This is a genomic window from Halomonas sp. IOP_14 (genome assembly GCF_021021315.1).
Lineage (GTDB): Bacteria > Pseudomonadota > Gammaproteobacteria > Pseudomonadales > Halomonadaceae > Vreelandella > Vreelandella titanicae.
Window position 1 is genome coordinate 23,216 of record NZ_JAINWD010000020.1, and the last position, 18,664, is coordinate 41,879.

An 18,664-nucleotide genomic window follows, 5' to 3' on the forward strand; every position below is an offset into this window, starting at 1 on the left:
CCATCAACCCTCACCCGTGGCATGGCTCGAAATGTCGCTACAGGCCTCAGCTAAGCTGTGAAGGCGACGGCGACTGGCGGCGACAAATGGGTTCTCTTCATCCCAGGCATAGCCGGCGAGTACCGAACTGATCATTTCGCGTATGCGTGGTATCTGTTGATCGTTAAAGATAATGCGTGGCAGGCGACCATCGTACCAAGCGTCGACAAACTCGCGGAAGGTGGCGATGCCACGGCGTAGTGGTTGTTCAAACTGGCTATCCCAATCGATTTTTTCGCCAGCGAGCTGCCGCTCGACCAGGGGAGCGGCACGCAGGGCTGAGTCCAAGGCAATGGTTACCCCCGAGGAAAACACCGGATCAAGGAATTCGCCCGCATTACCCAAGAGAGCAAAACCGGGGCCGTGCAGTTGCTCGACATCAGCGGAATAACCTTCCAGGCGGCCGATATCGCGTATGGCTTTAGCATTGACCAACAGTTTGTTGAGCCTGGGCTCGGCATGGAGAAAATGCCATAGGCGCTCGTTGTCGTCGACACCGGCGGCTTCCAGCGTTGCTCGGTCGCCCACCACACCGACCGACGCACGCCCTTGGCTGAAAGGAATCAGCCAGTACCAGATGCCCGAATGTTCAGGGTGCAAACCGATCAGAATCTTGTCTCGATCATAGTGCGAACAATCGATATGGTCCTCAATGTGGGTAAACAGCGCACAGCGTGATTCGAGGGTCGAAGGCCGAGCAAGACCGGTGAGACGTGCTAAAACACGCCCATAGCCGCTGGCATCAAGTACGAAGCGGGCTTGTAGCGAGCGTTGCTCGCCATTGGCATCAACCAGTGTAAGGCTGGGTCGATCGTGGTCGGCAACGAAGGCCTCGACTTGTGTTTCAAACTCGACGCTAGCACCTGCTTGACGCGCGCCGTCGATCAGGCGCTGATCGAAATCAGCACGTTCGACCTGCCAGGTGGTGCCGGGGCCAGGGCTGAACTTGTCACGAAAATCGATGGCGGCATAGCGGTCTCTCCAGGTAAAGGCAGCGCCATTCTTAAACTGAAAGTCACCTGTCTGAACGGCGTCGAGCAGGCCGCAAGCCTCAAGATGTACCATGCATTGTGGCAGCAGACTCTCGCCGATGGAAAAGCGCGGAAAGCGCTGGCGCTCGATAACCCGCACATTGATGCCTCGCCGGGCGAGCCAAGCGGCCGCAGCGGCGCCGGAGGGGCCTGCGCCGATGATGGCGACATCGGTAGTGTCTTGCGTCTTCATCTGTTTCGTGGCTCCTGTCGCCATCATGGTGGATTGTAGTGGGAAGAATTGCAGTGGGAAGAATTGTGCCGGGTGTTCGCCCTTGCGAAAGGCACCAGGGCCCACGCCGACGCAAGCCCAACGAGGCAGGTGAGCCCCAGGTAATGCAGTGCCGGAGTAGCGCTGAACGACAATAGGCCGAAGGCCAATAGGCTCGACGCACAGGATAGGCTGATGGCCAGCCAGGCCGCAGGGCTATCTGGGTGTTCCGTGCTAAATATGCCAGCGTCGAGGCCGATACCCAGTACCAGCAGCAGGCCCAGAAGATGGAATAGCGTCAGGCCGATATTGAGCGCGCTGAACAGTGCCAGGGTCGCTAACAGCGCACCCAGCGGGGGCAGCAATACGCGCCAAGCCTGCCCACGATAGCGCCAGCCAAATACCACCGCTAATCCTGCGACGGCGACAGCCAGCCATAGGGCGATCTGATCGCGTAGCCGTGACAAATGGTCGGATAACGTGACCACCCGATCCTGGTAGAGCACATATGCCGGTGCCGCAAGACGCATGAGCGCTTTCTGGGCCATGTTGTCGGCATCGCCCAATACCACCAGCGCCGCCATGTCAGAACGTTGGTCAGTGGCGACGTCGCCTAACCAGAGCGTGCTATCGGCACTTCCTGCGGGGGTTGTAAGCCATGTTTCGATGGTCAATAGCGGCACCGCTCGCAACGGCTGTTGTGCGGCTTCCAGTAAGTCCAGGGGAAGACCAGATTTGGCGATCAGCTCGGGCAGGGCGTTGTCATAGGCTTGGTGCACTCGCTCCAGGTTGGCTTGCTGGGTCGAAGGGGAGGGTACCGCTTGGGCAAGATGACGGTACTGGCTCAAGTGCCCTTGGGTCTTCAGCTCTGCCAGCGTAGCCTCCAAGGCTTCCAGTCGTTCCAATAGCTCGGCTTCATGCTTGGCGGTGACGATCAGGTAACGACTGCCCGTGGGACTTGCCAATAGGCCCTGTACACGTTGCTGCTCAGCAATCAGCGCGGTGGGTGAAGGGTTGAGCTGACGCAGGTCGTCATTGGTTGTCAGCCGTGTGGCGACGATGACCACCGCCAGGATGCCAAGCAGGGCCAGCAGCCCCCAACGCAAGGGCGCTCGGGGCGGTAGCCGCAGGTGATCCAGCCGGGCTGCAATACGTGCCGTCGCGGCATGGGGACGAGGAGTGAACCACGGTAGCCAAAGGCGCACGGTCAACCAGGCGCCGACCAAGCCCAGCGCCGCGAAAGTCGCCATTTGGCGTAGCCCCGGCAGTGGGGTCGCAAGTTGGACAAGATAGGCGACCAGGCTGGATATCAGGCCTAGCAACAGCCCTGGCCAAAGCCGTGCCAGTGGTTGTTCGGGCGCTAATTGGCGGGCGCACTGGAAATGCAGGGCGTAATCTATCGCGATACCGATCAAGCTGGCGCCGAATGCCAGCGTCAGCAGGTTGAGCGTACCAAACAGCACCCAGGTCAGTGGCAGCGCAAACAGCATGCCACAAGCGACCGGCAGCCATAAACTGGCCAGCATCGAACCACGCCGAAACGTGACCCATAGTAGTAAGCCGATACCCAGCAGCGAGCCCAGGCCGATAGTGGAGATTTCTCGCTTGGCCTGATCGGCGCCGGCAGCAGCATGAAATACCAGACCACTGCGTAACAGCTCGGCCTGGGGGTGACCCTCGCCGAAGCGCGACAGCGCTGCCATAAGGCGTTGCTGCATGGCCATGTCGTAGGGGCTGGCTGATAGCTGGCCGCTGACGACGAACCAGTGCTTGTCGCCGTCGCTGACGGCCGGTAGGCCGTCGATCAATCGTATGGGGCCAGCAAGCCGCTGGTTCAGCCAGGCATCCAGTAGACCGAAGGGATCGCGGCGAGGATCCGCTTCGCTTCCCAGCGTAAACAGTTGCCTTAGGCCGCGCTGTACCCAGGCCCCATCACTGGCATCCGCCAGTGATGGGGTCAGCAGACGATAACGGTACGCCGCCAAGTCGCTGCTGGGGCGCTGCAAGCTGTCATCGTCGAAAGCCTTGACGCTTGCCGAATCTGTTAGCCGGGTTTTGAGTTCGGCGACCAGCCTGGCTGGGGACTCACCCCGAACCAGCAGCACGAAGCGGTCCTCAAAGGTGTGGGTTAAGCGCTGTTCGGCTTGCTCAAGCAAAGCCCCCTGGTGGGTTTCCGGCAATAGTGCAGTGATGCGCGTATCCAGTGGTGCCCCTCTGCCTAGCAAACCCGCCAGCAGAATGGCGCAGCCCAGCAACAGCCCGGCCCAACCGATAGCGGCTAGACGTTCTATTCTGCTCGGGTGCGTTGCCTTGCTCACAGTGAACGGTCACCCTCTTCGAGGCTGGCGCAATCCACTGTTGCCAGAGTCAGGTTGAGGCGGTCATCGTTGGTGAACATCAGCTCGACGTGCTCCACTTGCTGGTTGCCTTGAACGAGCAGTTGCGAAAGCCGTTCGGCGATGTGTACTTCACTGGGCGTCAGTTTGGCTTGCCAGTCGTCCAGCGCACCGCTGAGCTCGATGGTGAAGTGTGATTCCAGGCGCTGCCAGTTGCCTGACAGAAGACCACCAAGCACCGGTGCGACCACTTGAAACCCCATGGGCAGTTCGTCGTTGTCCTCGCTCATAACCACACGATCTCGCACGGGGGATGTCGTCTGCCAAACCAGGCCGTTTGCTTGCTGTTCAAAGTACCCACGGCTATCCAGCTGGGCATCAAGATCGGCCAGCCAGCGCGACTGATCGAAGCGGCCGCACTGCGGGGCGTGGGCAGCTAGACGTTCGGCGAGGGCGTCACCATCAAGGCCATCACCATTGAGGGCCGCCCACGTAGCGGGACTGACCATCAGGCTAAGGGCGACATAAACAGCGACATAAACAGCTACATAAACAATCGAGTGGCGAATAGAGCGTGTCACTGATTAGCCTCCTGCCAGGCGAGAAGACGTTCGACCAGAACGGGCGGCGACTCCAGGCGCATTTCGCGATCCTCAATCCCGACAGCGACCTGTACGCTCCAGGCTCGCGTCAGGCGTTTGCGCGTCTGTGCATCGCGGATGGTGTAGTCGATCTTGAGGCGATTCTCCCATTCGCTAAGGCGCGCTTCGATGGCGATACGCTGGGCGAATAGCGCCGGAGCGGCGTAGCGTAGGCGTAGATCAATGACCGGCCAGGCGTACCCCGAGTCCTGCATTTGCGGGTAGTTGTAGTCAATGGCATCAAGCAGTTCGCAGCGGGCTATTTCCAGATAGCGCACATAGTGGCCATGCCAAGCCACCTGCATCATGTCGATATCATGGAAGGGGATTGTTAGCTCGGTCTCGCAACTGGGTAATGGGCGGTCGTTAGGCGTCATATAGGCTCCAGTGACGTTGGCGAATCAGGTCACAGAGTGTGCGCAGTTCGTGCTCCAGTGCGCGGTCCTCGCCGAGAGCGGGAAAGGTCTGCCGACAGTCATCGAGAAATCCTGCCAGGCGCTTGGGTAGTGGAGGGGCATCGGCGAGTTGACCGCGCAGTTCGACGGCCTGGCAGGCAGCATGCAGGGTAGAGGCAGTCACCTGTTCGACCAGTGTTAGCACACGCAGTGCATCACGCGCGGCGATGGTGCCCATGCTGACCTTGTCCTGGTTGTGGCATTCAGTGGAGCGCGAGAACACGCTGGCCGGCATGGTCAACTTTAGTGCCTCTGCGGTCCATGCCGAGGCGCCGATCTGTACGGCCTTGTAGCCATGGTTGAGGCTGGCCCGCGCGGGTGTGGCACCACTCAGGTTGCTGGGCAGGCCGTGATTGAAGCGAGCGTCGACCAGCAGCGCCAGTTGGCGATCGAGCAGATCAGCCAAGTTGGCACAGGCTTGCTTGAGGCTATCCATCACGAAAGCGACATGCCCACCGTAGAAGTGGCCGCCGTGCATCACTTTGCCTTGTTCGGCGTCGATTAACGGGTTGTCATTGGCGCTGTTGAGTTCGTTCTCAAGAAACTGGCGCCACCAAGGTAAGGCATCCTCCACCACGCCGATTACGTGCGGGGCGCAGCGGGTTGAGTATCGATCCTGGAGGCGAGGCGAGTTGCGCGGTGTTTTGGCTGCGTGAAGATCTTCGCGTAGTCGCGCGGCGACTTTATTTTGTCCCGGGTGGGGTTTGGCGGCGAACAGTTCAGCATCGAAGTGATAGGGATTACCGTCCAGTGCATGTACGGATAGGGCTGTAATACGGGTGGCCAGCTGCGCTAAATAGACAGTGCGGGCGAAGGCGAACACACTCAGTGCCGTCATTACAGCGGTGCCGTTCATTAATGCCAAGCCTTCCTTAGGCTTTAGGCGATAGGGTACGAGGCCGTGCTCGGCGAAGACCTCGGCGGTGGGACGCCGCTGGCCGCCATAAAACACGTCGCGCTCACCGCATAGGACAGCAGCTAAATAAGACAGTGGCGTCAGATCGCCGCTGGCTCCGACGGATCCTTCCTCAGGAATAACCGGGATCACATCATGCTCTAGCAACCAGGTCAGGCGTTCGAGGAGCTCGACACTGACCCCCGAAACGCCGCGGCATAGCGAGACTAGGCGTACCATGATCACTGCTCGTGCGGCTTCCACCGACAACGCCTCGCCCAAGCCACAGCCGTGGAAGGTATATAGCTGGCGCGGTAGTTGTTCCAGATCGGACGCGGAGACCTCACGGGTGCAGGAATCGCCATAGCCGGTGGTGACGCCGTAGATGACTCCCTCTTCCTCGAGTAGGCGTTCAAGGAAGGCGTTGCCGCGTGCAATGCGTTCACGGAAGTCCGGGGCCGTTGATAGGGTGACGCGACGGCGACCTTCAGCGACGGCCAGTACCTCCTCGAGGCTGACAATCGAACCATCCAGGATGAGAGGTTCGCTGGTGATAGAACCCGCCGCCGGGTCATGGAGTATCGTCATGAAGGTATCCAGTGTCGTTGTTCCAGAACGGATAAAAATTGAACCATTGCAGAGGGTGTCGCCGAACACGCTCGGCTAGATGATTGGCATGGTTCTGCATGGCGTCGGCAATCCATGTTTCGCGCTGGCGGCGTGGCAGTTCCTGGGTATCGCCGAGGCATTCAAAGTCGATTCGAAAGTTAGCGCCATCGCGCACGCAGGCCAGCGCATATAGCGGGCAACGGAGCAGCGTGGCCAGGCGGAAAGGGCCCTCGGGGAATCTTGCTTGACCGCCGAGAAAATCAAGCGTCTGCGTGCGCTGCCCTGACAGAGGAAAGCGGTCAGCCGCGATGACCACATAGCCGCCGGCGTTAATGCGCTCTGCCAAGGTCTGGGCGGTGGCAGGGGTGACCTCGCTGACTTCGAGTACCTGGGGGCGGGCTTTACCCGTGACACGCTCAAGCAGTGCATTGAACTTGCGGGCATTGCGCGTATGCATCATCACCGTCAAATCGAGTTTCGCGTGTCTCTCAGCGAGGGCATTGACCACATCGAGATTGCCATGATGGGCGACCAGAATTAATCCACCCCGACCGCCGTCGATGGCGGCACTGAAGTGCTCAATCCCAGTACCGACCAAACGTTCGTCGGTGATATTTCCGCACCACGCCTCTACCTTGTCCATCAGGGCTTCGCCAAAGGCCAGGAAGTGGCGATAGCTGTGCCACCATCGGGCCAAAATGCGCTGCTCAAGCTGGGGGTAGAGGCGCTGCAGGAAGGCTTGTGACGAGCGTCTTGCCGTGGCATGTATCAGGAAATACCACAGCATGACTGGCCATAACGCCAGCCGAAAGGGCCAGCGCCCCAAATGGCGCTGTATCACCACCATCAGGAACATGCCCGCTACCGTGCCACGCTCGCCTATCCGCGCCCAATGATGGCTCATCGGCTCACCTCGTGTTGCCTTCGCCAGCGTCGCGCCAGCAAGCGCGGTAGGCGTAGCAGCATGCCAAAGAACAGGCGGGTGTGCATAAGAGAGATTTGGCGGTTGTCACGCCACACGGCGAAATGACTCACTCCGTCGCGCGGGTAGTGTACGCGTACCGGGCGATGCGCCATATCACCCCCCGCCCAATGCCAGCGCACTAACACTTCCGTATCAAAGGTCATGCGGTTGCCGCAGCTATACTGGGCCAGTAGTCGGTTGAGCGCCGCGACCGGATAAAGTCTGACGCCACACATCGAGTCGCGGATATCCAGCGACAAGGTGTTGATCCATACCCAGATATGGGTCGCATAACGGCCGTAAAAACGTACTCTTGGCACGCTGGCATCATAGCGGGGATAGCCAACCACCAGCGTATCGGGTGCCGTATCCAGTTCGGCGAGAAAAGCGGGCAGGTCATCGATGCCATGCTGGCCGTCGGCATCAACCTGAAGGGCATGGGTGTAACCCAGATGCTGGGCTTGCTTGAGCCCAGCACGTACCGCGGCCCCCTTGCCCTGGTTGATATCCAGGCGCAGCAGGTGATGGCCGTTTGCGGCCAGGCGGTCAAGCTCGCTCGCGCACTCATGGTCACTACCGTCATCCACCAGTAGCAGGGGTATCTCCAATACAGCGAGCTCATCGCATAGCGGGCTGATCGTCGCTGGGTGGTTATAAACGGGGATCAAGATGCAAGGATGTGGGTCAGCCATGTTTACCCCCGTGGCTGGCTTGCAGGCGAATTTGACCGGCGCAATGGCGACCTTCATGAGATTCTATGGTAAAGGCGATACCGTCGTCGCGGCGCGTCAACTGCAAAGTGAAGCGTGCGCCGGGTTGTAAAACCCGCTGAAATTTTAAGCGCTCGATGCCCTGAAATTCTCCCAGCTCAGCGAAGCAGTCGTTGGCGCACTCGATGGCCCACTGCACCATCACGACACCCGGCACCAACGGATATTCGTCGAAGTGTCCTTCGAGAAAAATCAATCGCTCCGGTACTTCCAGGGTCAATAGACAAGAGTCAGCACCTGGTCGCTGCTCACCCAGCCAGCGCGGTATCTTGTGGTTATCGAGATCGGCAAACAGGCGATTGATCAGAGCGCGATCCAGCTTGCCCTGGGCATTGCTCGGCAGTGCATCGACAAAGCGCCAGTAGCGAGGAATGGCGATGGGTTCAAGGTGGTGCGAGAGATGGGCTCGCATACGTTGCACTAAGTCATGACGAGTATCGTGCTGGTGCGGAATGAACGCATCGTAGAGGGCGACCACGACCCCCATTCGGCCATCGGTTCGACCGAGATCGACGCAGCGTGCCTCTATTACTTCTTCCGCTGCGGCGAGGACGCGTTCAACATGATTCAGCGAGACTCGTTTACCGGCAATTTTGACCAGACGATCAGCGCGCCCCAGCAACTCAAAGCCGCCTTCTGTCGGTACCACCCGGTCCGGCTGGTGCCACCAGCGTTGTGGCGTTTCCAGAAACGGCGACCGCAGGCTTAGGTAATCGTCCGAAAATGCTAGCTCTACTCCTGGCAAGGCCTGCCAGACGGTACCCTGCGTTTGGCGCCGCTGGGCAATTCCGCCGCTCTCGGTGCTGCCATAGATCTCGATCACAGGCGCCTGGAGTAGACGCTCGGTGTGCTGGGCATGTTCCAACGCCAGGGGCGCGCCAGACGAGAATACGCGCGTGGGGCGGGGTGTCTCGCTCCACGGTAGGTGCTCCGGTAGGCGTGATAATTGGGCAGGGGAACTCACGATCACTGGCTTCAAACCGGCCGCGCCGGCCTCTTGCAGGCGTGCGAAAAGGCCTTCCGGATAACGACACTCATCGCCACAGAAGGGGGTGCCGGTGCATAAGGGGTGCAATACCCCGGTGAGCAAGCCATAGATATGCTGATGGCTGACCTGAGAGATGACACCGCTATCAGCTAATGGCCATAGCTTGGCATGCGCCGTCAATTCCGCATCCAACTGGTTGAAACGCTTGGTCAGATGAACGGGCTCGCCGGTGGAGCCGGACGTGTACAGGACGACTGCCGTAGCCGTTGGGTCAAGTGCCTCGGGATGTGCGAATGGTGTAATGCTTTCAAGCTCACCGGGATCGTCGGGCAGCGTACCATCAACCTTTTCAAGGAGCAGGGCCAAGGTTTCTGGGCGATTGTCAGCGGGTAATACCGCGACCCGGTCACTTTCCCATAGTGCCGCCAAGGCTGCGCAGAACTCCAGAGGTTGCTGATGGCAGAGCAGCCAGTGGCCGCTGGGTTTGTCTGCTAACCAGAGGCGCCAGGCATTGATGCGCCGAGTGAGCGACGCTGGGGCGATCCAGTGATTCGGAAGTGCGTAATGGTTCGCAATCGTGTTACGCCAGGGCAACCGAGTAAGCGGGATGAAGGTCACGACAGACTCCTCCGCAGCCGGTGGCGTAGCAGCCATTCACCGACAAACATCAAGGCGATCAGCCCATAGCTGATGACGCCGTTGTATAACGACCAGGTGGCCAGGTCAGCGTACAGCGCCGTCCAGCCAGCGATGGCCCCGTTGAAGACAAAGAAGCCGCACCATGCCCAGGTGACGCGCCGGGTATAGCGCACTCCGGCGGGGGGTAGGTCAGGCTCGCGCAGGCGTGCTAAACGTTCCACGACCGGAATGCCCCGCCACAGGCTGGATAGAAAGATGGTCAGCATGATGGTATTGACGGCGACGGGGTAGGCACGCATACCAAGCTCGGCGTGCCCCAGGCCGCCTAAAGCTAGCAACACTATCGCCACCATGATGGCGAGGTAGCGAGCCTGGGGCATTCTCCAGGCGAGCAGTGCGGCACCGACGACTAAAAGTGGCCAGCTGCCTACGTGGTCGTGCAGGACGAATACCAATATCGGCCAGATCAACGCCAGTAACATGCTTGCTTGTTTCGGCATCTCTTATCGTTGCATCAATTGTTCGACGACATTGACGACATCATCGATGGTACGCACTGACTTAAAGTCATCGGGTTTGATACGTCGCCCCGTGAACTGCTTGAGTTCAACAACCAAATCCACCGCATCAATGCTGTCGATGTCGAGGTCTTCGTAGAGGCGCGCTTTGGGTTGAACGTCATCGGCACTGAGGTCAAATAACTCGACCAGTGTTTTGCGGATATGCGCCAGTATCTGTTCGTGGTTACTGTCAGCGGTTTCAATTGTCACGACGGGCCTCCACCAGTGCCTGTAGGCTTGCCAGGCTAGCAAAATGACGACGGGTTTCCTCGGCTTCGGAGTCCAGCTTGATGCCGTACTGCTTTTGAAGTGCCAAGCCGAGTTCGAGGGCATCAATGGAGTCGAGCCCGAGGCCTTCGCCAAATAAAGGGGCGTTAGGGTCGATATCGCTAGGATTGATATCTTCAAGCTCTAGCGTGTCAATGATCAGGCGCTTGAGCTCAAGCGTCAGATTGCAGGTTTCGCTCATGATGAAAGTGATCCAATTCCCGGTTGAAGTGATCGCTCAGCCGTTGTGTTAGTTGTCTAGCGAGCTGCCCGGTCGGCTGTTGGCTATCTGATGTAACGGGCAAATCGTCGAGTACGTGAAGCTCCATCCTGACTTTGGTGGCTGGGATGTGATACCAAGGTTCACCCTTGGTCAGTGTTGTTGGCGTGCAGCGTATCAGTACTGGTGTGATCGCTGTCTCTGTGCGTAATGCAATGTTTGCCCCGCCGCGCCGGAATTTGATCGGACGTTGCGGGCTGGTACGGGTGCCTTCGGGAAACAGGATTAGCGAATTACCTTTCCGTAGGCTCTCACGTGCTGCGTCGAGTACTGCTTCGGGGGTGTCGTTGGTGATATAACCTGCCGCATGAATTGGGCCCCGCGTAAAAAGGTTGCGGGCCAGCCGACCCTTAACAATGCAATTGGCATGGGGCGTATGGGCCAATAGGAAAACGACATCGATCAGCGACGGATGGTTGGCTATCACTAATAACCCAGGACGCATTAGCCGTTCCTTGTTGCCTAGGCGGTAATCGAGGACTCCAAGGCCTTGCATCATCTTGATAAAAGCTAAGAAGCAGCATTGGATAAGGCGCCGTGCTAAATAATGGCGCCGCTCGGTGTTACGCACACAGAGGCTCAGCAACGGGGCAACCACTAAACCAATAAAAAGGCCACCGATTCCGAAGGCTGTGAAAGAAAGAGCGGTGCCCAATCCGCGATACCATCTATGTATATTCATTCCTGCCTCAACTGCCAGCGACTCCTACCATCCAGGAAGGGAGCATCTCCATTAAGCCAGTTCATTACTGTGATAGGCGTTGGGTAAGCACAATGCGTTGGCTTTGTAGCTGTTAGTTGTCGTCCCTGGTTCAGCGTTAATCGCATGCCAACAACGCATGCCGTACCGGGATGCTCAGTACACCCTTGATAAGCAGAGGGCAAAGGGCTTTCTGAGAAAGCGGCAATAACGGCAGGATATCCTTCCATGAGATATCCGAATGACTCGTAAAGTAGCGCGTCAAACTCATCGCCACAGGCGCCTAGCGCCTGTAAAGGCCGGTGATGAGACTGAGAGATGGAGTGAACACCCAAAATTGCATTATGCACCGACATTGAAAAACGGGTTGGGGAGACAGGGTGGCCGCCTTGCAAGTTTTCAAGCATCGCCAACGTATCGGCAGTGCCCCCATGTCGTGAGGCATGCACTAAGGGCAAGCCGGCCTCTGGATCCAATTCTCGAAGGATGTCGCAGGTGGCACGGCCCGTGTCATCAAGACGCCGTCGCAGCATGGCCGGCATCCCTTTGCCCAACTGAGCCGAGATTCGCCAGCTTGGTTTGCTGGTGGTAATCGCCCCTTCAGGAAGCCAACCCCGCCAATCTTCGAGATATAGGGAAAAAGACACAGTTCTAACGACCCACCCAAAAAAGTCGGCCACTTTAACTTAATTGAGGGGGCTATGAAAGCAGACTTAGTTAGCATGATCAAAGTGGTGCAGGCCGCAGGTCGCGTTATTCGCAGTCCAGAAGATCAAGGGGTTGTGGTATTAATGGATGATCGTTTTGCCCAGGCCAGCGTACGTGCGCTATTGCCACGTTGGTGGACGCTGGGAGATATCCACCCCTAACTTAGGATCCTAACGCGAACCATGACAGATCTACTCTGGTACCAGTATGCGCTGATCGGGCTAATTTTTGCCTGGAGCGGTTTTGTGCGAACCAGCTTGGGCTTTGGCGGTGCCGTGCTGGCACTGCCTTTCCTGCTTTTGGTCGTCAACGAGCCACTGGTATTCTTGCCGATTATTGCCATTCACCTGCTGATTTTCTCCAGTTGGATCGCCTGGAGTGGGCATCGCCAGCTACAGCAAGCGGGCGTGGGCACCACATCGCCAGAGAGTAATATCGATTGGGGTTATTTAACCAAAGCCTTGAAAATCATGATCATCCCCAAGCTGATTGGGGTAGTGGGGCTGTTAACGCTGCCCGCACAAGTCATGACCAGTATCATTTTCGGCATTGTGATCATCTATGCCATTGGCTATGTATTGAATAAGCCGTTCAAAAGCAAGAACAAGTACGTGGACTACGTGCTGCTGGCGCTTGGTGGGTATGTCAGCGGTACGTCGCTGATTGGCGCGCCGTTGATTGTGGCGGTATTCGCCACTCACGTCGCCAAAGAGCAACTGCGGGATACCATGTTTGTGCTGTGGTTTATCCTGGTGATGATCAAAATGGTCTCGTTCCTGATTGCAGGCGTGGATCTTCAGTTAATTCACCAGCTGTGGCTGCTGCCCTGTGCCTTTATCGGCCATTTGGTGGGCGAGAAAGCCCATCGCTATATGCTCAAAGCGAACACCGGGCTGTTCTTTCGTGTGCTGGGCGCGGTGCTGATTCTTGTCAGTGTCGTGGGGTTGATTCACCCGCCCGCGTAAGTGCTGATGCTCAAAGTTGGCTGTCGGCCTTTAGCGTCGTCTTGCCTAGAATGATCAGGATAACGGCCAGCAGGCCGCACACGACTGCCATGCCGGTAAACACGTTACGCAACGACTCCAGCCAGATCACCGCCGGGGCGACCACCACCGGGGAGATAAACTGGCCAAAAAAGAAGGTCGAGGTAAAACCGCCAAATACCCGGCCCCGTACTCGCTGAGGAGTGATCCGCATCAGCCACGTGGTGGTATTGGGCATGAAGGCGCCAAGGCCAAATCCGGAGATCGCCGCACCCACGATTGCCATGGCGTAACTCTGGGTGAAGCCCACCACCAAAAAACCGGCTGCCGCCAGGAAAAAGCCGAGCACATAGATTGTCATCACCGACAGGAACGGCTTGTAGTAACCATAGCAAAACGCCACGATGCTGGCCGTCAGGGCTGCCATCGAGAGCGCCACGCCGATCGCCATGCCGCTAATCTGGCCCTGTTGGGAAAGCAGAAAGGGCAGCTGCGCGGGAAACATATAAAACATGGTCATGCTGATCATGGCGATCAGGTAAGCAAGACAGGTACGCCCGTAGTCCACCGTTACCGGCGCATCGCTTGTATCGCGGCTGGCACCATCACTGGATCGAGGCTCTTGGAGAATCACCCAGGCATAGGGAAGCAGCAGCACACCAGTCATATAGAGTAAAAACGGGCCGCGCCAACTCCAGTCGGAAAGTAGCCCGCCTAGGTTAATAAAGATTACCCCGCCCAGCGCCATGCAGCTGCTTTGCAGCCCCAAAAAACGGGCGCGTTCGGAGCTGTCAAAATAATCCCCCACCAGCGTGGTACTGATACTGAGAATACCGGCTACCGCAATCCCCATCAGTGCGCGGGAGCTTAATAGCAGATCCACGCGATCAATGAAAAAGCCCGCGCCCCCCGCAAAACCGTAGATGCCCAGCATCATCAGCAGCAATTTCTTGCGCCCAAACCGGTCAGCAAGATAACCCATCAGTGGACTGAACAGCGTAATCATCAGCGCAGGCAGGGTCAGAATCAGCTGGATCACTACCTGGGGCTGGTCGGGAAAATGGCGGCTGATGCCCGGCAGTGCAGGCGCGATAATTGCCCCCGACATCACGGTCATGGTGCTGGCAAACAGTAGTACGGCCTTAATATGTGTTAATTGGCTAATAGTCTTGTCCATATCAAGAGGAGGGGAGAGAGTGAAGAGCACAAACGCTAATCGTAGCATGTTTGTTAGCGTGCTATGTTTGTGTTTTTTACCTTCTACTTCTCAAGCAGTCAGGTTCGGCTACGAACCGTTAAGCGCTATGGGAAGAACCGACAGGGTAGCGGTCATCTTCATATTTCTTGATGAGCAAGGAGAGTGCCTCAAGCTCATTAGCCTCTGGAGTACCAGCATCTGCGGCCCATAGCTCTTCTAGGCGAGCAAATGCACGATCAAGATCGGCATCGTTATGGATAGGCTGGATATTCATCATACAGTCTCCGCATTTACTTGGTCGTACTGTTGATGCGTGCCAACAAATGGTGGCCAGGGCTGTTTTGTGACCGCACAGCAGTTCAAGGGGTGGTGGTAAGGCAAGCCAGGTGTTGGGCGGTGTAGGCGAACCATTACATTGCGTAACGTTAAATTACTTGTTTGCAACTTAGCAAAACTTTGCCATAGTGAAAGTGTCGCCTAAGAGCACGCGTTGCGGAAACGCTTCGCCAGAATAATGCGGCAATAAAAACCCTCGGCCATGTGGAGTGGCCGGGGGTCTTGTTTATCTTGGGTTATGCGCCTTTGCGTGCTCTGGCCAGTTCGGCCATGGCGACGCGGGAGAGAAAGCCCGAGCGGGTTTTGTCGCCGGGGTGGCTGGCCACAAAGTCGTCAATTTGCTTAACCAGTAAATCAGGTAATGTGACGTTGATTTTGTGGCTTTTGCCCAGGTAGGGGGTCAGGTCTATATCGACCACCGCCCAGATCCAACCAGCGTAATCAGGGTTGTCCATGTGGTGCTCAATGGACGTCGCTTCGGGAATGGGGTCGCCATAGTCCACGGCTACTTCCAGCCATCCTTCGATCGCTGCTTTCACATTGGCTAACGCCTCTTCAAAGGTGTCACCCGCTGAAAAGCAGCCGTTAAGATCGGGTACTACGACGCCATAGGCGTGCTGTTCGTCGCCGCGCTCAATTGCAATGGGAAACAACATACGTTGATCTCCTTTATGGGGGGCAGCAGTGGCCAACCTCATAAGAGACCGGCGCTTTTTCTGATTGCTCTTACCAAGCCCGTTTTCAAATCCTTTTTAGGATGTGGCACGGTGACCGTGCCGGGCTTGGTAGGGTGCCTGAAGTGGTGGTGGCTGCCGTTGACTCTGACCAACTCCCAGCCATCTTTCTTCAGTTCTTTTATCAGTGTTCTGCTATCCACCTCCTGCCCCTGTGCTGTTAATTATTGGGGTTACTATAACCCCAAGTTTCAAAAGGGTCAACTTCTATAACCCTGATAACCCCAGTTTACTCAATGGGTGGTTCCGTCGATTATCCGGTGATTGTCGGTGTAAGAGATCTTTTACAAATCTTGTCGGCAATGGCTTACATCAATGGGGGCTTGAGGAGCTGGCTATGACGCTTGGATGCGCGAGCTGGAAGGAGCCAGCTTTTCTGTAAGGAGACGGATACCAAAGACCATCGGCCATTGGATGGCCGGGGATTATGTTTTTAAAACAGGGCATTGGGAAAATGAAGCGGCTGAATTGCTTAAACAGAAAGTTCGTGTTCGATAGCGGTGGTTACAAACTGCTTAAGGCTTTGTCCTTTGGTCGTGGCGGCGTCGGCGGCGTGTTTGTGCAGTTCTTCCGGTAGACGCACCTGAAACTTGCCAGAGTAGGACTTGGTGGGTTTAATGCCGCGCTTTTGGCATTCATCCAGAAAAATACGCAGCGAGATTTTGCCTTCGTCGCGTAGCCTGGCAACGCTATCGGCGTAGAAGTCGGCCCCGCCGCTTAGCTCAATGCATTCGCCACGGAACATTTCAATGTCGGGGTCGTACTGGATGACGGCGCGATAGCCGTCAATGATCATGATGTTATTCATGGCGTCTCTCCGTTCTCTTCTAACCATTTGCGTATGCTGGCCACAGCGCCCTTATCGGTATCCGGTGATGGGTGCGGGCGATGAAAAACACGCACTTCATCAAACAATACAACGGCTAATGCGGTCAAAGAACCGCCCTTGACGCGCTGGCTCTGCGAGCGGATTCGGATTTCAAACCAGGCGTAGTGACCACCGTTCGAGTCTTGGCGTAGGCGATAGGTAAATCGGGTTAGCTTTTGCGATGTATTAGCCATTTGCTGCTAGCCCCTAATGTTTCTGCTTGGAACCTGGAGCTACTGCAAATAAAAAAACGGCCACTTGCTATATTAGCTAAGTGGCCGTTTTTCTGGAATTCTTGGTCGGAATAGCAGGATTCGAACCTACGACCTCTGCCTCCCGAAGGCAGCGCTCTACCAAGCTGAGCTATATTCCGAAGGTTGCCGAGCCGTGCTTATCTGTGCTCAACAACGGAGGTGGATCATACTTAGCCAGACGTGTTTTTTCAAGTCCTCGGCGGTGAGATCTAGCAATTTTTATGCTTGGCGATCAACTGCTAAGCGGGCCAACTGGGCCATGCTGTCGCGGTAAGCGCTGGGCGGCAGGGCATCCAACTGCTGCAGGGCTTTATCGGCCATCTCTTCGGCCCGCTGGCGGGTGTAGTCGAGTGCGCCGGTGGCGTGAATAATTTCCAGCACGGCGTCGAGCTGCTCAAGTCCGCCATCGCGAATCACCTGACGAATCAGCTTGGCCTGTTCCGGCGTGCCTTGCTCCATGGCGTGGATCAGCGGCAGTGTCGGCTTACCTTCGGCTAGGTCGTCGCCAACGTTTTTGCCCATGGCATCGGCGTCGCCCTGATAATCCAGCAGGTCATCGATCAACTGAAAGGCGAGACCTAAGTAGCGGCCATAATATTGGAGAGCGCGCTCCTGTTCCGGCGTTGCTTCTGCCAGCACAGCACCGCTGTGGGAAGCCGCTTCAAACAGCATGGCGGTTTTGCCCAAAATGGTCTCGAAGTAGTCCTCTTCGGAGATGCTGGGGTTGCCGATGTTGGTCAACTGCAGCACTTCCCCTTCCGCGATGATGCAGGTAGCGCCGGAAAGGATCGCCATAATGCGCATCGAGCCCACATCGACCATCATCTGAAACGAGCGGGCGTAGAGAAAGTCACCGACCAGTACCGAGGGCGCATTGCCCCAGGCGTCGTTGGCGGTTTTCTTGCCCCGGCGCATATGCGATTCATCCACCACGTCATCGTGTAGCAGCGTGGAGGTGTGCATAAACTCTATTAATGTGGCCAGCGGAATATGCTTGTCGCCGGTGTAGTCGAGGGAGCGGGCGGCTAGGAGTGCCAGTAAAGGGCGCAAGCGCTTGCCGCCGCTTTCGGTGATGTACTGGCCGATCGTTTCAACCAGTGGCACTTTAGAATTGAGCTGCTCGACAATTGTCCGATTGACGGCTGCGAAATCATCGGCCACCACGGCATGCAGCGGTGAAGGCGTTGGGCTGTCAGGCTGGGCTGAGGAGACGTTAGCGGTCATGGGATACGTTCATCGCGGCAGATTGAGGCGGTAACTCCCGCCCATAGTGGAGGTCATGCTATGGGGCTGCCTGTTAGGCGTCAAGACACGCGCTGTGGTCACGCTATGATATGCCGTTATAAGGAGATGGTCGTGTCAATTGACAACGGCCTATGGTCTTGTGGTAAGAGAAGATAGTCGTTATAATCCGCGACCCACTCATCTTGCTCCCTGTCAGATGGCTCCAAAAGGGGCGCCACTCGCAGCAGGTCGATAAGAGCACGACTCGAAAGAGCGTAGGAGATGAGTGCCGTTTAACCGTTAGAACGGCATTAACGACAGTCCGGAGAGCGACATGTACGCAGTTATCAAAAGCGGTGGTAAGCAGTACCGCGTTCAAGAAGGTCAAACCCTCAAGCTCGAGAAAATCGAAGTCGCTACCGGCGAAACGATTGAGTTTGACGAAGTGCTGATGGTCGCTGACGGCGATGACTTCAACATCGGTGCGCCGATGATCAGTGGTGCTAAAGTCTCTGCCGAAGTGGTTTCCCACGGGCGCGGCGATAAAGTCACCATCATCAAGTTCCGTCGTCGTAAGCACCACATGAAGCGTCAGGGCCACCGCCAGTGGTTCACTGAAGTCAAAATTACCGGAATTTCTGCGTAAGCGGTCAATTCCCTTAGGAGGATTTTGCAATGGCACATAAAAAGGCAGCCGGCTCCACGCGTAACGGTCGCGATTCCGAGTCCAAACGCTTAGGTGTAAAACTCTTCGGTGGCCAAGCGGCGACTGCGGGTAACATCATCGTGCGTCAGCGCGGCACGCGTTTCCACGCGGGCACAGGCGTAGGTCTTGGTCGTGACCACACACTGTTCGCACTGAGCGACGGTTTTGTGAAGTTTGAGACCAAAGGCCCGAAAAACCGCAAGTTCGTTAGCATCGTTTCTGCCTAAACGGCTAGTACTATGCTCGCGGTTGCGAGAAAAAGGCCCCG

23 protein-coding genes, 1 tRNA gene and 1 pseudogene are annotated in these 18,664 nt (G+C 57.0%); 4 read left to right on the forward strand and 21 right to left on the reverse strand.

Features of this window, described 5'->3' with window-relative positions:
- Positions 1–3 precede the first annotated feature (3 nt).
- Genes K7H09_RS14365 through K7H09_RS14425 form a run of 13 tightly spaced genes read right to left on the reverse strand, consistent with a single transcriptional unit; the run spans position 4 to position 12,032 of the window.
- The gene (locus K7H09_RS14365) at positions 4–1,263 is read right to left on the reverse strand and encodes an NAD(P)/FAD-dependent oxidoreductase (RefSeq protein WP_041158927.1); all 1,260 of its coding nucleotides are present in this window, start codon (positions 1,261–1,263) and stop codon (positions 4–6) included.
- 23 nt (positions 1,264–1,286) lie between these two features.
- Positions 1,287–3,599, reverse strand: a complete 2,313-nt coding sequence (locus K7H09_RS14370) for an MMPL family transporter (RefSeq protein WP_041158928.1) — start codon at positions 3,597–3,599, stop codon at positions 1,287–1,289.
- Positions 3,596–4,198, reverse strand: a complete 603-nt coding sequence (locus K7H09_RS14375) for a LolA-related protein (protein WP_041158929.1) — start codon at positions 4,196–4,198, stop codon at positions 3,596–3,598. The genes K7H09_RS14370 and K7H09_RS14375 overlap by 4 nt, the downstream gene beginning before the upstream one ends.
- The gene (locus K7H09_RS14380) at positions 4,195–4,635 is read right to left on the reverse strand and encodes an acyl-CoA thioesterase (RefSeq protein WP_039859936.1); all 441 of its coding nucleotides are present in this window, start codon (positions 4,633–4,635) and stop codon (positions 4,195–4,197) included. The genes K7H09_RS14375 and K7H09_RS14380 overlap by 4 nt, the downstream gene beginning before the upstream one ends.
- Entirely contained in the window at positions 4,625–6,196 is a 1,572-nt protein-coding gene (locus K7H09_RS14385; RefSeq protein WP_041158930.1) for an HAL/PAL/TAL family ammonia-lyase, read from the reverse strand. The genes K7H09_RS14380 and K7H09_RS14385 overlap by 11 nt, the downstream gene beginning before the upstream one ends.
- Positions 6,180–7,121, reverse strand: a complete 942-nt coding sequence (locus tag K7H09_RS14390) for an LpxL/LpxP family acyltransferase (RefSeq protein ID WP_041158931.1) — start codon at positions 7,119–7,121, stop codon at positions 6,180–6,182. The genes K7H09_RS14385 and K7H09_RS14390 overlap by 17 nt, the downstream gene beginning before the upstream one ends.
- Positions 7,118–7,873: a glycosyltransferase family 2 protein gene (locus K7H09_RS14395; protein ID WP_039859942.1), complete on the reverse strand. Its 756-nt coding sequence runs from the start codon at positions 7,871–7,873 to the stop codon at positions 7,118–7,120. The genes K7H09_RS14390 and K7H09_RS14395 overlap by 4 nt, the downstream gene beginning before the upstream one ends.
- Entirely contained in the window at positions 7,866–9,557 is a 1,692-nt protein-coding gene (locus K7H09_RS14400) for an AMP-binding protein (protein ID WP_141440136.1), read from the reverse strand. Before K7H09_RS14400 ends, K7H09_RS14395 begins: the two co-directional genes overlap by 8 nt.
- The gene (locus K7H09_RS14405) at positions 9,554–10,078 is read right to left on the reverse strand and encodes a hypothetical protein (protein WP_230805014.1); all 525 of its coding nucleotides are present in this window, start codon (positions 10,076–10,078) and stop codon (positions 9,554–9,556) included. Before K7H09_RS14405 ends, K7H09_RS14400 begins: the two co-directional genes overlap by 4 nt.
- A gap of 3 nt (positions 10,079–10,081) precedes the next feature.
- Entirely contained in the window at positions 10,082–10,348 is a 267-nt protein-coding gene (locus tag K7H09_RS14410) for an acyl carrier protein (protein WP_085947160.1), read from the reverse strand.
- The gene (locus tag K7H09_RS14415; RefSeq protein WP_039859949.1) at positions 10,338–10,607 is read right to left on the reverse strand and encodes a phosphopantetheine-binding protein; all 270 of its coding nucleotides are present in this window, start codon (positions 10,605–10,607) and stop codon (positions 10,338–10,340) included. Before K7H09_RS14415 ends, K7H09_RS14410 begins: the two co-directional genes overlap by 11 nt.
- Positions 10,579–11,367, reverse strand: coding sequence for a lysophospholipid acyltransferase family protein (locus tag K7H09_RS14420; protein ID WP_141440134.1), 789 nt, complete (start codon positions 11,365–11,367; stop codon positions 10,579–10,581). The genes K7H09_RS14415 and K7H09_RS14420 overlap by 29 nt, the downstream gene beginning before the upstream one ends.
- Positions 11,364–12,032 carry a beta-ketoacyl synthase chain length factor gene (locus tag K7H09_RS14425; RefSeq protein ID WP_201764700.1) on the reverse strand — a complete coding sequence of 223 codons (669 nt, stop codon included), beginning with the start codon at positions 12,030–12,032 and terminating at the stop codon, positions 11,364–11,366. The genes K7H09_RS14420 and K7H09_RS14425 overlap by 4 nt, the downstream gene beginning before the upstream one ends.
- A gap of 75 nt (positions 12,033–12,107) precedes the next feature.
- Here K7H09_RS14425 and K7H09_RS14430 point away from each other — a divergent pair.
- Both K7H09_RS14430 and K7H09_RS14435 read left to right on the forward strand, forming a co-directional pair.
- Positions 12,108–12,254, forward strand: a pseudogene (locus K7H09_RS14430) (helicase C-terminal domain-containing protein); the annotation flags it as partial.
- A 21-nt stretch (positions 12,255–12,275) separates the two neighbouring features.
- Positions 12,276–13,058: a sulfite exporter TauE/SafE family protein gene (locus K7H09_RS14435; RefSeq protein WP_009287879.1), complete on the forward strand. Its 783-nt coding sequence runs from the start codon at positions 12,276–12,278 to the stop codon at positions 13,056–13,058.
- 10 nt (positions 13,059–13,068) lie between these two features.
- On the opposite strand, the gene K7H09_RS14440 is transcribed toward K7H09_RS14435, so the two are convergent.
- From K7H09_RS14440 to ispB, 8 genes are all read right to left on the reverse strand, one after another.
- Positions 13,069–14,301, reverse strand: coding sequence for an MFS transporter (locus K7H09_RS14440; RefSeq protein WP_230805018.1), 1,233 nt, complete (start codon positions 14,299–14,301; stop codon positions 13,069–13,071).
- Positions 14,302–14,371: 70 nt separating this feature from the next.
- Positions 14,372–14,551, reverse strand: a complete 180-nt coding sequence (locus K7H09_RS14445; RefSeq protein WP_208797109.1) for a hypothetical protein — start codon at positions 14,549–14,551, stop codon at positions 14,372–14,374.
- Positions 14,552–14,846: 295 nt separating this feature from the next.
- Entirely contained in the window at positions 14,847–15,266 is a 420-nt protein-coding gene (locus K7H09_RS14450; RefSeq protein ID WP_141440133.1) for a type II toxin-antitoxin system HicB family antitoxin, read from the reverse strand.
- Between the two features lie 38 nt (positions 15,267–15,304).
- Entirely contained in the window at positions 15,305–15,487 is a 183-nt protein-coding gene (locus K7H09_RS14455) for a type II toxin-antitoxin system HicA family toxin (protein WP_084625441.1), read from the reverse strand.
- Between the two features lie 329 nt (positions 15,488–15,816).
- Entirely contained in the window at positions 15,817–16,152 is a 336-nt protein-coding gene (locus K7H09_RS14460) for a type II toxin-antitoxin system HicB family antitoxin (protein ID WP_141440132.1), read from the reverse strand.
- Complete coding sequence (locus K7H09_RS14465) at positions 16,149–16,406, reverse strand: type II toxin-antitoxin system HicA family toxin (protein WP_208797111.1); 258 nt, start codon at positions 16,404–16,406, stop codon at positions 16,149–16,151. Before K7H09_RS14465 ends, K7H09_RS14460 begins: the two co-directional genes overlap by 4 nt.
- 102 nt (positions 16,407–16,508) lie before the next feature.
- Positions 16,509–16,585, reverse strand: a tRNA-Pro gene (locus tag K7H09_RS14470).
- Positions 16,586–16,685: 100 nt separating this feature from the next.
- Positions 16,686–17,690, reverse strand: a complete 1,005-nt coding sequence (ispB, locus tag K7H09_RS14475) for an octaprenyl diphosphate synthase (RefSeq protein WP_022520762.1) — start codon at positions 17,688–17,690, stop codon at positions 16,686–16,688.
- Between the two features lie 334 nt (positions 17,691–18,024).
- Between ispB and rplU the strand changes: the two genes are divergently transcribed.
- Together rplU and rpmA are read left to right on the forward strand one after the other, a co-directional pair.
- Complete coding sequence (gene rplU, locus K7H09_RS14480) at positions 18,025–18,336, forward strand: 50S ribosomal protein L21 (RefSeq protein ID WP_022520761.1); 312 nt, start codon at positions 18,025–18,027, stop codon at positions 18,334–18,336.
- A 29-nt stretch (positions 18,337–18,365) separates the two neighbouring features.
- A complete protein-coding gene (gene rpmA / locus K7H09_RS14485) occupies positions 18,366–18,623 on the forward strand; it encodes a 50S ribosomal protein L27 (protein WP_008957069.1) in 258 nt (85 codons plus the stop codon).
- The last annotated feature ends 41 nt before the right edge of the window (positions 18,624–18,664 follow it).